The sequence below is a fragment of the Streptomyces sp. CAI-85 genome, from assembly GCF_013363615.1.
Taxonomy (GTDB): Bacteria; Actinomycetota; Actinomycetes; order Streptomycetales; family Streptomycetaceae; genus Streptomyces; species Streptomyces antibioticus_B.
The window spans coordinates 1-13,800 of the sequence record NZ_JAANNX010000064.1 but is presented as its reverse complement, the minus strand read 5'-3'; the positions used below and the strand labels follow the sequence as shown (position 1 = coordinate 13,800).

The 13,800-nt window shown below is 73.7% G+C and carries 14 protein-coding genes; 9 read left to right on the top strand and 5 right to left on the bottom strand.

The genetic code is table 11. The features are described from left to right. Positions 1 to 19: 19 nt before the first annotated feature. The 3 genes from G6W55_RS32405 to G6W55_RS32395 are packed head-to-tail and all read left to right on the top strand — an operon-like array spanning position 20 to position 2,630. Positions 20 to 808 (top strand): SDR family oxidoreductase, encoded by a 789-nt coding sequence (locus G6W55_RS32405; protein ID WP_175524283.1) that lies wholly within the window; start codon positions 20 to 22, stop codon positions 806 to 808. Between the two features lie 16 nt (positions 809 to 824). Further along, positions 825 to 1,436 (top strand): TetR/AcrR family transcriptional regulator, encoded by a 612-nt coding sequence (locus G6W55_RS32400; protein WP_175524282.1) that lies wholly within the window; start codon positions 825 to 827, stop codon positions 1,434 to 1,436. A gap of 36 nt (positions 1,437 to 1,472) precedes the next feature. Next, a complete protein-coding gene (locus G6W55_RS32395) occupies positions 1,473 to 2,630 on the top strand; it encodes an acetyl-CoA C-acetyltransferase (protein ID WP_175524281.1) in 1,158 nt (385 codons plus the stop codon). A gap of 6 nt (positions 2,631 to 2,636) precedes the next feature. Here the strand turns inward: G6W55_RS32395 and G6W55_RS32390 are convergent, their stop codons facing one another. From G6W55_RS32390 to G6W55_RS32375, 4 genes are all read right to left on the bottom strand, one after another. Continuing rightward, positions 2,637 to 3,686 carry a nitronate monooxygenase family protein gene (locus tag G6W55_RS32390; RefSeq protein WP_175524280.1) on the bottom strand — a complete coding sequence of 350 codons (1,050 nt, stop codon included), beginning with the start codon at positions 3,684 to 3,686 and terminating at the stop codon, positions 2,637 to 2,639. After that, a complete protein-coding gene (locus G6W55_RS32385; protein ID WP_309243857.1) occupies positions 3,686 to 4,375 on the bottom strand; it encodes a CoA-transferase in 690 nt (229 codons plus the stop codon). Before G6W55_RS32385 ends, G6W55_RS32390 begins: the two co-directional genes overlap by 1 nt. Before the next feature lie 86 nt (positions 4,376 to 4,461). After that, the gene (locus tag G6W55_RS32380; protein ID WP_175524278.1) at positions 4,462 to 5,298 is read right to left on the bottom strand and encodes a CoA transferase subunit A; all 837 of its coding nucleotides are present in this window, start codon (positions 5,296 to 5,298) and stop codon (positions 4,462 to 4,464) included. After that, the gene (locus tag G6W55_RS32375; RefSeq protein WP_175524277.1) at positions 5,291 to 6,073 is read right to left on the bottom strand and encodes an enoyl-CoA hydratase family protein; all 783 of its coding nucleotides are present in this window, start codon (positions 6,071 to 6,073) and stop codon (positions 5,291 to 5,293) included. Before G6W55_RS32375 ends, G6W55_RS32380 begins: the two co-directional genes overlap by 8 nt. A gap of 54 nt (positions 6,074 to 6,127) precedes the next feature. Between G6W55_RS32375 and G6W55_RS32370 the strand changes: the two genes are divergently transcribed. Both G6W55_RS32370 and G6W55_RS32365 read left to right on the top strand, forming a co-directional pair. Continuing rightward, entirely contained in the window at positions 6,128 to 6,892 is a 765-nt protein-coding gene (locus tag G6W55_RS32370) for an SDR family oxidoreductase (protein WP_175524276.1), read from the top strand. A 1-nt stretch (position 6,893) separates the two neighbouring features. Beyond that, entirely contained in the window at positions 6,894 to 7,820 is a 927-nt protein-coding gene (locus G6W55_RS32365) for an SDR family oxidoreductase (RefSeq protein ID WP_175524275.1), read from the top strand. Positions 7,821 to 8,022: 202 nt separating this feature from the next. Here the strand turns inward: G6W55_RS32365 and G6W55_RS32360 are convergent, their stop codons facing one another. Continuing rightward, entirely contained in the window at positions 8,023 to 8,940 is a 918-nt protein-coding gene (locus G6W55_RS32360) for a hypothetical protein (protein WP_175524274.1), read from the bottom strand. A 111-nt stretch (positions 8,941 to 9,051) separates the two neighbouring features. On the opposite strand from G6W55_RS32360, the gene G6W55_RS32355 reads away from it, so the two are divergent. From G6W55_RS32355 to G6W55_RS32340, 4 genes are all read left to right on the top strand, one after another. Further along, complete coding sequence (locus G6W55_RS32355; protein WP_175524273.1) at positions 9,052 to 9,405, top strand: chorismate mutase; 354 nt, start codon at positions 9,052 to 9,054, stop codon at positions 9,403 to 9,405. A 106-nt stretch (positions 9,406 to 9,511) separates the two neighbouring features. Further along, positions 9,512 to 12,001 (top strand): aminopeptidase N, encoded by a 2,490-nt coding sequence (gene pepN, locus G6W55_RS32350; protein ID WP_175524272.1) that lies wholly within the window; start codon positions 9,512 to 9,514, stop codon positions 11,999 to 12,001. 137 nt (positions 12,002 to 12,138) lie between these two features. Then, positions 12,139 to 13,530 carry an aminotransferase class V-fold PLP-dependent enzyme gene (locus G6W55_RS32345; RefSeq protein WP_175524271.1) on the top strand — a complete coding sequence of 464 codons (1,392 nt, stop codon included), beginning with the start codon at positions 12,139 to 12,141 and terminating at the stop codon, positions 13,528 to 13,530. After that, a partial coding sequence (locus G6W55_RS32340) for a SidA/IucD/PvdA family monooxygenase (protein WP_175524270.1) occupies positions 13,527 to 13,800 on the top strand: 274 nt, incomplete at its 3' end. The genes G6W55_RS32345 and G6W55_RS32340, both read left to right, overlap by 4 nt.

The window sequence follows — 13,800 nt, the reverse complement described above, 5'->3', positions numbered from 1 at the left end:
GGTAGGTTAGCGTGGGCCCATGACAGACGTCGAGAGCCCGGCCTATGTGCCCGGGCACGGGCTGCTGAAGGGCCGCACCGCCGTCGTCACCGCCGCGGCCGGCGCGGGCATCGGCGGGGCGACCGCCCGCCGCCTCCTGGAGGAGGGCGCCCGCGTGCTGATCAGCGACGCCCACACCCGCCGCCTCAAGGCGTACGAGGCCGCCCTCACCGAGGAGTTCGGCGCCGAGGCGGTCTCCGCGCACCCCTGCGACGTCACCGACGACACCCAGGTGCGCGCCCTGTTCGACGCCGCCGAGCACACCCACGGCCGCCTCGACGTCGTCGTCAACAACGCCGGTCTGGGCGGCACCGCGCCCCTCGTCGACATGACCGACGACCAGTGGTCCCGGGTGCTCGACGTGACCCTCGGCGGCACCTTCCGCTGCACCCGCGCCGCCCTGCGCCGGATGCGCGCGACCGGCGGCGGGGTCGTCGTCAACAACGCCTCCGTCGTCGGCTGGCGCGCCCAGGCCGGACAGGCCCACTACGCCGCCGCGAAGGCCGGCGTCATGGCCCTGACCCGCTGCGCGGCGATCGAGGCCGCCCCCTACGGCGTGCGGGTCAACGCCGTCGCGCCGAGCCTCGCCCTGCACCCCCACCTCGCCAAGGTCACCACGCCCGGACTGCTGGAGGAACTGACCGCGCGCGAGGCGTTCGGACGCCCCGCCGAACCCTGGGAGGTCGCCAACGTCATCGTGTTCCTGGCGTCCGGCTACTCCTCGTACATGACGGGCGAGGTCGTCCCCGTCAGCAGCCAGCACGCGTAGGACCACAATGGGTTCCGTGCCGACCAAGAAGAAGCCCCAGGTGACCGCCGCCCCCGCCCGCCGGCGCGAACTCCTCGGCACCGCCGCCGAGGTCTTCGCCGAACAGGGCTACAACGCCACCACCGTCCGCAAGATCGCCGACCACGCGGGCATGCTCGCGGGCAGCCTCTACTACCACTTCGACTCCAAGGAATCGATGCTGGAGGAGATCCTGCGCACCTTCCTCGACGAGCTGTGGGACGGCTACGACAGCGTCCTCGCCGCCGGGAAGGGCCCCCGCGAGACCCTCGAAGCCCTGGTCACCGAGTCGTTCCGGGAGATCGACCGGCACCGCGCCGCCGTCGCGATCTACCAGAAGGAGAGCAAACAGCTCGTCGCGCAGGAGCGGTTCGCGTTCCTCGCCGAGTCGCAGCGCCGCTTCGAGGAGGCGTGGCTGTCCACGCTGGAGCGCGGGGTCGCCGACCGGGTCTTCCGCGCCGACCTCGACGTCCGCCTCACCTACCGGTTCGTCCGCGACACCGTCTGGGTCGCCGCGTCCTGGTACCGGCCCGGCGGACAGCACAGCCCGGAGGAGATCGCCCGGCAGTACCTGTCGATGGTGCTCGACGGCATCGCCGTACGGGAGTAGTCGCCCGAACAGTCCTTGACGCGCAGGGGAGTCGCCATGGCCGAGGCATTCATCGTCGAAGCGGTCCGTACGCCCGTCGGGCGGCGCGGGGGAGGGCTCGCCGGAGTGCATCCGGCGGACCTCGGCGCCCATGTGCTGCGGGCGCTGGTCGCACGCGCGGGCATCGACCCGGCCGCCGTGGAGGACGTCGTGTTCGGCTGCCTGGACACGGTCGGACCCCAGGCCGGCGACATCGCCCGCACCTGCTGGCTGGCCGCCGGACTGCCCGAGGAGGTGCCCGGCGTGACCGTCGACCGGCAGTGCGGATCCTCCCAGCAGGCCGTGCACTTCGCCGCGCAGGCCGTGCTCTCCGGCACCCAGGACCTCGTCGTCGCCGGCGGCGTGCAGAACATGTCGCAGATCCCCATCGCCTACGCCACCCGCCAGGCCGCCGCACCCCTCGGCTTCACCGAGGGCCCCTTCGCGGGCAGCCAGGGCTGGCGCGCCCGCTACGGCGACCGGCCCGTCAACCAGTTCGCCGGCGCCGAGAGCATCGCCGCCAAGTGGGGCATCAGCCGGGAGGACCAGGAGGAGTTCGCGCTGCGCTCGCACCGGCGGGCGGTGCGCGCCCTCGACGAGGGCCGGTTCACCCGCGAGACCGTCCCCTACGGCGAGGTGAGCGCGGACGAGGGGCCGCGCCGGGACACCTCCCTGGAGAAGATGGCCGCCCTGAAACCCGTCATTGACGGCGGGACCGTCACCGCCGCCTGCTCCTCGCAGGTCTCCGACGGCGCCGCCGCGCTGCTCCTCGCCTCCGAGCGCGCCGTCCGCGACCACGGGCTCACGCCCCGCGCGCGCGTCCACCATCTCTCGGTGCGCGGCGAGGACCCGATCCGTATGCTGACCGCGCCCATCCCGGCCACCGCGCACGCCCTGAAGAAGACCGGTCTGACCCTCGACGACATCGACCTCGTCGAGATCAACGAAGCCTTCGCGCCCGTCGTCCTCGCCTGGATGGAGGAGACCGGCGCCGACCCCGCGAAGGTCAACGTCAACGGCGGCGCGATCGCCCTCGGCCATCCCCTGGGCGCCACCGGCGCCAAGCTGATGACGACCCTGCTGCACGAACTGGAGCGCACGGGCGGGCGCTACGGCCTCCAGACGATGTGCGAGGGCGGCGGACAGGCGAACGTGACGGTCATCGAGCGGCTGTGACGGCCGTCAGCGCGTGGTGGTCAGACGGTCTTGCACCTCCGCCGCCTCCCGCATGATCCGCTCCACCAGCTCCGCGCACGACGGCAGGTCGTCGATCACCCCGGCGACCTGCCCGGCGGCCATCACCCCGAGGTCCGTGCGGCCGTCCACCATCGCCGAGCGCAGCAGCATCGGCGTGTTCGCGGCCAGCAGGACCTGGCTCCAGGACAGCTCCCTGCCGTGCCGCAGCGCGAGGCCGTCGTGCACCAACTGCCGCCAGGTGAGCCCCGACAGCCTCCGGAAACCCGCCGCCCCGCGCACCGCGTGCAGCAGCGCCCGTACCCGGCCCGCGTCCTCAAGCGCCGTCACCAGGTCCGTGCGCAGCATGCGATGCGGCAGCCCGTCCACCGCACGGGTGACCGTGACGTCCCGGACCGTCGCCGCCAGATAGCGCGCCTTCACCCCGTCCGGCACGGTCGAGTCCGAGGTCAGCAGGAACCTGGTGCCCATCGCCACCCCCGCCGCCCCGTAGGCCAGCGCCGCGACCAGACCCCGCCCGTCGAAGAAACCGCCCGCCGCCACCACCGGGATGTCCACCGCGTCCACCACCTGCGGCAGCAGCACGCTCGTCGCCACCTCCCCGGTGTGCCCGCCGCCCTCCCCGCCCTGCACGACGACTGCGTCCGCGCCCCACGCGGCGACCTTCTCGGCATGCCGCCGCGCCCCCACCGAGGGGATGACGACGACCCCCGCCTCCTTCAGCACGGCGATCAGCTCACGGGACGGCGCGAGCGCGAACGACGCCACCCGCACCCCCTCGTCGATCAGGATCCGCACCCGGTCCCCGGCGTCCGCCGCGTCGGCCCGCAGGTTCACCCCGAACGGCGCGTCCGTACGGGAGCGCACCTCGCGGACCGCCTCCCGCAGCCCGTCCACGGTCATGGTCGCCGAGCCGAGCACACCCAGCGCCCCCGCGTTCGCCGCCGCCGACACCAGCCGCGGGCCCGCCACCCAGCCCATGCCGCTCTGCACGATCGGACAGCGCACCCCGACCAGCCGGGTCAGTGCCGTCTCCATCAGCCGGCGACCTCCCGCGCGCGGGTGCCGTCCGGGTCGATCACCTCGCGGATCAACCGCAGCTCGGCCGCGGTCGGTTCACGTGTGTACGGCACCCGGTCGGGGACCACCAGGTCGAACCCGGTCGCCTCCCTGACCTGTTCCACACTCACCCCCGGATGCACCGAGACGAGCCGCATCGCGTGGTCGGGCGTGGCGAAGTCGAGGACGCCCAGATCCGTGACGACCCGGGCCAGTCGGTGGTGACGGGCCCCGGCGGCACGGTCGTAGCCCACCCCGCACACCAGGTCGACCTTCTCCACGAACACCCGCCGGGAGTGCCGGGGGATCCAGTAACTCGTCGGGTTGTTCAGCGTGTTGACCGGCGCCCCGCGCACCCCGAGCAATTGCCGCGTCGGCCGCGCCCAGTCGCCGATGCAGGAGATGTTCTGGTTGCCGAACCGGTCGATCTGGCTCGCGCCCATCATCACGTGCCGCCGCCCGCCGGTGACCAGCTCCAGATGCGCGCGGTACGGCAGCCAGCCCTCGACGGTCCCGTCCGGGCGGACGATCATCGCCTCGCCGTCGGTCAGCAGCAGGTCGGGGGAGAAGGTCAGCCGCGCGAGGCGGGCGCCCACCGACGGGATCAGGCCCATCGGGCTCGCCAGGATCTCGCCCGCGTCCCGCCAGGTCTCGGCACAGGCGATCACGCAGTACTCGGCACGCGTGACGCCGCCGTCGTCTGTCCTGGTGCCCTTGCCGGACTCGGCACCCGCGCTCCCGCCGGACTCCCCGCTCACGTGTCCTCCTCCGCCGCCGCCCGGTACGCCCGCTCATCCCCCGTCAGATACCGCTCCGCGAACCGCGGCCACTCCATGCCCGCGTACCGCCGCTGGAACGCCTCGTCCCGGCCGTAGTCCGGCGCGCAGGACGTGAAGTGCGCCCCGCCCGGCGCCTCCACCACCCCCGTCACCACCTGCCGGGTGACCAGCAGCGACTGCGGCGGCGCCTCCTTCGTCAGCTCGGCGGTGTCCACGATCCGCTCGCAGGAGACGTACGCCGCGTCCGCCGCCGCGCAGAACAGGTCGTCGAAGTACGGGTCGGGGCCCAGATACTGGCCGTTGCCCAGCCGGTCGGCGCGGTTGACGTGCACCAGCGCCGCGTCCAGCCGCAGGGCGGGCATCGCGACGAACGTCTCGCCGTCGTCGTAGGGCGAAGTCACCGCGCGCAGGCCGGGGTTGACCCGCATCACGTCCGAGCCGAGCCCGGCCCGCACCGGGAGGAACGGCAGCCGGTGGGCGGCGGCGCGCAGGCCCCACAGGAACATCGCCTCGTCGATCTCGGTCAGTTCGAGGGAGCCGCTCTCACGGGCCGCGCGGTAGTGCGGTTCGAGGGGGATCGAGTCCAGCGTGACGAACGCGGCGACCAGTCGGCGGATCCGGCCCGCCGCGGCCAGCATCCCGACGTCCGGACCGCCGTACGAGACGACCGTCAGGTCCGTGACCGGTGAGCGGAGCAGGGCCCGGACCAGCGCCATGGGCTTGCGGCGCGCGCCCCAGCCGCCGATGCCGAGGGTCATGCCGCTCTCCAGCCGCGACACAACCTCCTCGGCGGTCATCGTCTTGTCAGCCATCCGCCCCGCCCTCCTCGCCAGACGCATCCCGCCCGGACGTGTCCTGCCCGAACGTGTTCCGGACCCGGTCGGCCACCCCCAGGACGCTCGCCTCGAAGGTGAACCCCTGCTCGAAGCGGTAGCTGCGGCGCACGTCGACCGGATCGATGCCGTTGATGGCCGCCTTGGCCAGCCGCAGCAGATCACCGTCCTTGGCGGCGATCTCGCGCGCCAACTCCAGTGCCGCCGCCCGCAGTTCGGCGCCCGGCACCACCCGCCACACCGAGCCGTGCGCGTGCAGCTCGGCCGCCGTGACCGTGCGCGAGGTGTAGTACAGGGCGCGCATCAGATGCCCGGGGACCAGCCGGGCCAGATGGGTGGCCGCGCCGAGCGCGCCGCGGTCCAGCTCGGGCAGCCCGAAGGTGGCGTCCTCGCTCGCCACGATCGCGTCCGCGTTGCCCACCAGGCCGATGCCGCCGCCCAGACAGAAGCCGTGCACCGCCGCCACCACCGGGACCTCGCACTCGTGGACGGCCGCGAACGCCTCGGAACAGCCCCGGTTGACGGCCACCAGCGCGCCCGGCCCGCCCGCCCGCAGCTCCTTGATGTCCACGCCCGCGTTGAACCCCCGCCCCTCGGCGGACAGCACCACACAGCGCGTGCGCGGATCCCGGCCGGCCGCCCGCACCGCGTCCGCCAGCGCGAACCAGCCGGCCACCGGAAGGGCGTTCACCGGAGGGAAGGACACCGAGACGGACGCGATCCCCTTTTCCGGGGACGAGGTGGAGACACCCATGGAAGCATCAGCTACCTTTCCACCAAACGTTTGTTAGGTGGAAGGTAGCAGCGAATGGAGCTGAACGGGAAGGTCGCCGTCGTCACCGGCGGCACCCGGGGCGTCGGCGCCGGTGTCGCGCGGGCCCTCGCCGACGCCGGCGCCCAGGTGACCGTCTGCGCCCGCCGGCCGCCCCCGGCCCCGATGCCGTACGCCGCGTACCGGCCGCTCGACGTCCGCGACGGCGACGCCGTGCGCGCGTTCTTCGCCGGATTCGACCGCCTCGACGTCCTGGTCAACAACGCGGGCGGCGCCCCCTACCGTCCGCTCGACCGCGCCGACGCCGAGCGGCACGCGCGCGTGATCGAACTCAACCTGGTCGCCCCGCTCACCGTGTCCCTCGCCGCCCACGCCCCTCTGCGGCGCACCGGCGGGTCGATCGTGATGATCGGCAGCGTCAGCGGCGACCGCCCCTCACCCGGCACCGCCGCCTACGGCGCCGCCAAGGCCGGCCTGGCCAGCCTCGCCCGCTCAATGGCCGTGGAGTGGGCGCCGCGGGTCCGCGTCAACACCCTCGTCGTCGGCATGGTCCGCACCGAACTGTCCCACCTGCACTACGGCGACGCCGACGGCGTCGGGGCCGTCGCCCGCACCGTCCCGCTCGGCCGCCTCGCCGACCCCGCCGACGTGGGCGCCGCCGCCGTCTTCCTCGCCTCCGACGCGGCCTCCTACATCAGCGGGGCGAGCCTGCTCGTGCACGGGGGAGGGGAGCGGCCCGCGTTCCTCGACGCCGCGACCGCACACCACGGCGACCACGACCACCACCCACAGGAGACCTGAGATGAGCGGAATCTGCGAGGACCGGGTCGTCGTCGTCACCGGCGCCGGACGCGGCCTCGGACGGGCCCACGCGCTCGCCTTCGCGGCCGAGGGCGCCCGGCTCGTGGTCAACGACCTCGGCGTGCGCCTGGACGGGGGTACCCCCGGCACCGAGGGCCCCGACACGCCCGGCACCCCCGCCGCCCGCGTCGTCGCCGAGATCCGCGCCGCCGGCGGCACCGCCGTCGCCCACCACGGCGACATCGCCACAACCGAGGGCGCCGCCTCCCTCGTCACCACCGCCCTGGACACGTACGGGCGGCTCGACACACTCGTCAACAACGCCGGCTTCCTGCGCGACCGTATGCTCGTCAACCTCGACGAGGACGACTGGGACGCCGTCCTGCGCGTCCACCTCAAGGGCCACTTCCTCCCCCTGAGACACGCCGCCGCGCACTGGCGCGCCCAGACCAAGGCCGGCCGGACGCCCACCGCCCGGATCGTCAACACCGCCAGCGGCGCCGGACTGCTGGGCTCGGTCGGACAGGCCGGCTACAGCGCCGCCAAGGCCGGGATCGTCGCCCTCACCCTGGTCGCGGCCGCCGAACTCGCCCGCTACGGCGTCCAGGTCAACGCCATCGCGCCCGCCGCCCGCACCCGGATGACCGAACACGCCTTCGCCACGGCCATGGCCGCCCCCGCCACCGGCTTCGACGCCATGGCCCCCGAGAACGTCTCCCCCCTCGTCGTCTGGCTCGGCTCCGCCGCGAGCGACGGCGTCACCGGACGCGTCTTCGAGGCGGAGGGCGGACGCATCACCGTCATGGAGGGCTGGCGCCCGGGCCCCACCGCCGACAAGGGCGCCCGCCGCGGCCCGGCGGAGGCGGGGGAGACCGTACGGAAACTCCTGGCCCGGGCGGAGCCACCGGGAGCGGTGTACGGCGCCTAGGGCCTGTTGTGAAAGTCCCGCCTGCCCGGCGACGCCCGGCACGCACTCTCGCCGCACCGGGCACAGACCCGAGTACGCCCAGTACGAGGGCCTGCACCCGGCACGCCGAGAGCACGCACCGGACGCCGCCGGGCCCGCCCTCCGGGCGGACGACGGGACTTTCACAACAGGCCCTAGACGCGCGCGCGTCCAACGTGTCGCCTTATGTGTCGCACTCCAGCACCGTCCGGCACAGACCGCACCGCGCCCGCACCCGCCCCTTCACCGGCACCCTGATCCGCTGATGGCAGGTCGGACACGGGAACGTCACCCGCAACGGCCCCGACGCATCGGCCGGATCCGCCGCGAACGCGTACGGCGCCTCCGAGTCGGCGGAAGACCCGCCGGACCCCTCGGCGGCATGCTGCGCGTGCCGCCGGTCACGCGCGTACCGGCGCCGCCCCGCCCAGCCCGCCGCCGTCAGCGGCGGCTGCCGCTCGTCGTGCCGCGCCCGCTCGAGACCGCGCGCGTACGCCGTGTACGCCTGCGCGCTGGTGAACCACGCCGACGGATCCTCCCCGAACACCAGCGACCGCTTCGCCAGCACGTACCCGAACTCCTCCGGCGTCAGATACCCCAGCTTCTGCGAGGACACCCCGTCCTCGCGGAAGGCGTCGAGCAGCAGCCAGCCCGCCCCCAGATACGTCGTCGCCGTGTCCGTCAGGATCTCGTTGTCCCGCGTCCCCGGGAACGACAGATCCAGCCGGTGCAGATACACATGCATGATCTCGTGCGCCAGCGCCGCCCCGATGTCCCGCCGATGCGTACGGAACCGGTCGTTCAGCTCGATGAAGTACTCCGGACCCGCCGTCAGCTCCACATGCGCCGCGTGCTCCATCTCCCGGAACGCCACGACCATCCGCGCGTCCGGCAGCCGGTAGTGCCGCACCAGCTCCCGCGCCACCCGCTGCGCCCCCAGATGCAGATCGTCCACATCGCAGAACGCCACATCGGCCGGCGGCACACTCACCGCGAACTGCTGGACCGTGCCGTACGACAGCCGCCGGTACAGGGCCGTCACGGCCGCCCGCACCGTCGCCAGATGCGGAAAACCGTGCTCGACCGGACCACCGTTGGCCACGCCCGCACCCCCAAGACGCCGTGCACCCGCGCACCGGGGCACCCGGACTCCCACTGTACGAGCCACCACCGGGCACGGCCCCCCGCCCGCCACGCACTAGGGTGATCGCCCATGACCACCAGCGACACCCCCGGAGCCGGCGACGTCGACCGGGCCGTACGCGCCGAGCTGGCCCGGCTGCGCGAGAGCATCGACAACATCGACGCCGCCGTCGTCCACATGCTCGCCGAACGCTTCAAGGCCACCCAGCAGGTCGGCCACCTCAAGGCCCGCCACCAGCTCCCGCCCGCCGACCCGGCCCGCGAGGCCCGCCAGATCGCCCGGCTGCGCGCCCTCGCCGAGAGCGCCCACCTCGACCCCGCCTTCGCCGAGAAGTTCCTCAACTTCATCATCGCCGAGGTGATCCGCCACCACGAACGCATCGCGGAGGACAGCGGCCAGGACCCGGCGCCCACGCCCCGCTGACCGACACGTTCCGGCAGCTCCGGCGGCTCCGGCGCGAGCACGGGACATAGGGCGCGTACCGAACCGCCCCTGTGCCCGGCCGACGGCATCAGGCAGCATGTCGTCCATGTCCGTACTGACGCGCGACGAAGCGCAGAACCGTGCCCAGCTCCTCGACGTACACCGCTACACCATCGCGCTCGACCTGACCACCGGCGACGAGACCTTCGAGTCCGAGACCGCCATCAGGTTCACCGCACGCGCCGATGGCACCACCTTCGTCGAGCTCAAGCCCGCCGAACTGCGCTCCGCCACCCTCGACGGACACCCCCTCGACCCCGCCCTCCTCACCGGCAACCGGCTCCCCCTCGCCGATCTCACCGCCGGCGAACACGAACTGCGCGTCCACGCCACCATGCGCTACTCCCGCACCGGCGAGGGCATGCACCGCTTCACCGACCCCACCGACGGCGAGACCTACCTCTACACCCAGCTCTTCATGGACGACGTCCAGCGCGTCTTCACCGCCTTCGACCAGCCCGACCTCAAGGCCGTCTTCGAACTCACCGTCACCGCCCCCGACGGCTGGAGCGTCCTCGCCAACGGCATCACCGAACACCTCGGCGACGGCCGCTGGAAGGCCGCCCCCACCCCCCTCATCTCCACCTACCTCGTCGCCGTCGCCGCCGGACCCTGGCACTCCGTCACCACCGAACACCGCGGCCTGCCCTTCGGCATCCACTGCCGCCGCTCCCTCGCCCCCCACCTCGACGCCGACGCCGACGAACTCCTCGAGATCACCCGGCAGTGCTTCGACCGCTACCACGAGAAGTTCGACGAGCCCTACCCCTTCGACTCCTACGACCAGGCGTTCGTCCCCGAGTTCAACGCCGGCGCCATGGAGAACCCCGGACTCGTCACCTTCCGCGACGAGTTCGTCTACCGCTCCGCCGTCACCGACACCGAACGCCAGACCCGCGCCATGGTCGTCGCCCACGAGATGGCCCACATGTGGTTCGGCGACCTCGTCACCCTGCGCTGGTGGGACGACATCTGGCTCAACGAGTCCTTCGCCGAGTACATGGGCTACCAGACCCTCACCGAAGCCACCCGCTTCACCGACACCTGGACCGACTTCGGCGTCGTCCGCAAGGCATGGGGCTACGACGCCGACCAGCGCCCCTCCACCCACCCCGTCGCCCCCGAGGCCGTCCCCGACACCGCCTCCGCACTCCTCAACTTCGACGGCATCTCCTACGCCAAGGGCGCCTCCGCCCTCCGCCAGCTCGTCACCTGGCTCGGCGAGAAGGACTTCCTGGCCGGCATCAACACCCACTTCGCCCGCCACCGCTTCGGCAACGCCACCCTCGCCGACTTCATCGACTCCCTCGCCGCCACCACCGAACGCGACGTCCACGCCTGGGCCGACACCTGGCTGCGCACCACCGGCGTCGACACCCTCATCCCCGTCGTCACCGGCACCGGCAGCGACCACGCCCTCACCGTCGAACACCACGGCACCCGCCCCCACCGCATCGCCGTCGGCCTCTACGACACCGACCTCGCCGACGACGACAGCCCCGCCCGGCTCACCCCGCGCGAACGCCTCCACCTCGACGTCCCGCAGAGCGAACCGCAGCCCCTCGGCAAGCGCCCCGCCCTGCTCCTCCTCAACGACGGCGACCTCACCTACGCCAAGATCCGCTTCGACGGCCGGTCCTTCGACACCGTCCGCGCCTGTCTCTCCGCCCTGCCCGACCCCATCACGCGCGCCGTCGTCTGGAACGCCCTGCGCGACGCCGTCCGCGACGGCGAACTCGCCCCCGCCGACTACCTGGCCATCGCCCGCGCCCACCTCCCGCGCGAGACCGACCTCGCCCTCGTCCAGGGCGTCCTCGCCTTCGCCGCCACCCAGATCGCCGGCCGCTACGTCGGCCCCGACCAGCGCCCCGCCGCCCTCGCCACCCTCGGCTCCCTGTGCCGCGACCTCATCCGCCGCACCGAGGACGGCGACCACCCCGGCCTGCGCCTGATCGCCGTACGCCACTTCATCGACGTCGCCGCCCACCCCGAGACCATCACCGCCTGGCTCACCGAGGGAACCGTCCCCGGCGGCCCCGAACTCGACCCCGACCTGCGCTGGCGCGTCCTCGCCCGGCTCGCCGTCCTCGGCGCCACCGACGAGGACGCCATCGCCGCCGAACTCGACCGCGACCCCTCCGCCACCGGCCAGGAAGGCGCCGCCCGCTGCCGCGCCGCCCTGCCCACCGAAGCGGCCAAGGAGAAGGCGTGGGCGGCCATGTTCGCCTCCGACGACCTCTCCAACTACCTGTTCACCGCCACCGCCCAGGGCTTCTGGCAGCCCGAACAGGCCGACCTCACCCGCCCCTACGTCGCCCGCTTCTACGAGGACGCCGTCACCCTCGCCGCCCGCCGCGGCCCCGCCATCGCCGACGCCGCCGGACGCTGGGCCTTCCCCGCCCACGCCGTCGACACCGATACCCTCCACCTCGGCGAGAACTGCCTGCGCGACGCCGACCTCACCCCCGCCCTGCGCCGCAAGCTCGTCGACCAGCTCGACGACCTCGCCCGCGCCCTCAAGGTGCGCTCCATCTAGCGTCACCCGGTACGCCGTTGACGATCGGTACCCCCTTTCGGGTGCCGATCGTCCGGCTTCCCGGACACGCCCACCCCCTCCCCGTACAAGCTGGAACCCCTCTGTTCCGCTCTGCGCCGCGTACGCCGGAGGACCCCATGAGCAGCCCGCCCCTCGCCTCAGGACCCGACGGCACCGACGCGCTGCGGCCCCTGCTCGACACCGTCCTCGACGCCCTCGACACCGGCCGCAGGGCCCGCGGCGGCCCCCTCCCCGCCGGCGGACCCGCGGCCGTCACCGCACAGATCCGCGCCGCCGTCGGCGACATCCTCCCCGCCCACGGCGACCCCGACGCCCTGCGCACCCTCGTCCACACCCTCGCCGCCGGCGCCGCCGACCCCGCAGACCCCCTCTGCGCGGCCCATCTGCACTGCCCGCCCCTCGCCGTCGCCACCGCCGCCGACCTCGCCGCCAGTGCCCTCAACCCCTCCCTCGACTCCTGGGACCAGGCCCCCGCCGCCTCCGCACTGGAAACCCTCGTCACCCACGCCCTCGCCACCGAGGTCTACGGCCACCAGGCCCCCGGCGCACCCCCCGACGCCCTCGTCACCACCGGCGGCACCGAATCCAACCAGCTCGCCCTCCTCCTGGCCCGCGAAGCCCACGCCCACACCCACGGCGGCACCCTGCGCCTCGTCCACGGCGCCAACGCCCACCACTCCCTGCCCCGCGCCGCCTGGCTCCTCGGCCTGCCCGACCCCGTCGTCCTGCCCACCCCCACCGGCCGCCTCGACCCCGACACCCTCGACACCGCCCTCACCGCCCATCAAGGCCCCCTTCTCGTGGCCGCCACCGCGGGCACCACCGACGCCGGCCTCATCGACCCCCTCCCCGAGATCGCCGCCCGCTGCGCCGCCCACGGCGCCCGTCTCCACATCGACGCCGCGTACGGCGGCGGCCTCCTCTTCAGCGACCGCCACCGCCCCCTCCTCACCGGCCTCGACACCGCCCACACCGTCACCCTCGACCTGCACAAACTCGGCTGGCAGCCCGTCGCCGCCGGACTCCTCGCCGTCCGCGACCCCGCCGACCTCACCCCCCTCCACCAGCGCGCCGACTACCTCAACGCCGACGACGACACCGACGCCGGCCTCCCCGACCTCCTCGGCCGCTCCCTTCGCACCACCCGACGCCCCGACGTCCTCAAGATCGCCGCCACCCTGCGCACCCTCGGCCGCGACGGACTCGGCGCCCTCGTCGACCGGGTCCACGCCCACGCCCGGCACCTCGCCGACCTCGTCGACGCCCACCCCCACCTCACCCTCCACGCCCGGCCCACCCTCACCACCGTCCTCTTCCGCCCCACCCACGCCCCCGACGACACCGTCGCCGCCGTCCGCCGCCGCCTCCTCACCGACGGCCGCGCCGTCCTCGGCCGCGCCTGCCTCGACGGCCGCCTCTGGCTCAAAGCCACCCTCCTCAACCCCCACACCCGGCCCGACGACCTGGCCGCCCTCCTGCACCTGGTGGAAGGAAACACCCCCCGATGACCGCCCCGACCGATCCCCCCAACCCCCCGCACCCGCAGCCGCCGTACTCCGCCCCCGACACCCCCCGCGACCTCGTCGGCGTCGGCATCGGCCCCTGCAACCTCTCCCTCGCCGCCCTCGCCCACCCCCTCGCCGAACTCGACGCCGTCTTCTACGACCAGGCCCCCGCCTTCGCCTGGCACCCCGGCCTCCTCCTCGACGGCTCCCGCATCCAGGTCCCCTTCCTCGCCGACCTCGTCACCCTCGCCGACCCCACCAGCCCCTGGAGCT

Excerpts from the sequence above, each read along its gene's own strand:
- G6W55_RS32405 (WP_175524283.1), top strand. The coding sequence starts at position 20 with ATGACAGACGTCGAGAGCCCGGCCTATGTGCCCGGGCACGGGCTGCTG.
- G6W55_RS32395 (WP_175524281.1), top strand. The coding sequence starts at position 1,473 with ATGGCCGAGGCATTCATCGTCGAAGCGGTCCGTACGCCCGTCGGGCGG.
- G6W55_RS32390 (WP_175524280.1), bottom strand. The coding sequence starts at position 3,686 with ATGGAGACGGCACTGACCCGGCTGGTCGGGGTGCGCTGTCCGATCGTG.
- G6W55_RS32380 (WP_175524278.1), bottom strand. The coding sequence starts at position 5,298 with ATGGCTGACAAGACGATGACCGCCGAGGAGGTTGTGTCGCGGCTGGAG.
- G6W55_RS32375 (WP_175524277.1), bottom strand. The coding sequence starts at position 6,073 with ATGGGTGTCTCCACCTCGTCCCCGGAAAAGGGGATCGCGTCCGTCTCG.
- G6W55_RS32370 (WP_175524276.1), top strand. The coding sequence starts at position 6,128 with ATGGAGCTGAACGGGAAGGTCGCCGTCGTCACCGGCGGCACCCGGGGC.
- G6W55_RS32365 (WP_175524275.1), top strand. The coding sequence starts at position 6,894 with ATGAGCGGAATCTGCGAGGACCGGGTCGTCGTCGTCACCGGCGCCGGA.
- G6W55_RS32355 (WP_175524273.1), top strand. The coding sequence starts at position 9,052 with ATGACCACCAGCGACACCCCCGGAGCCGGCGACGTCGACCGGGCCGTA.
- pepN (WP_175524272.1), top strand. The coding sequence starts at position 9,512 with ATGTCCGTACTGACGCGCGACGAAGCGCAGAACCGTGCCCAGCTCCTC.
- G6W55_RS32345 (WP_175524271.1), top strand. The coding sequence starts at position 12,139 with ATGAGCAGCCCGCCCCTCGCCTCAGGACCCGACGGCACCGACGCGCTG.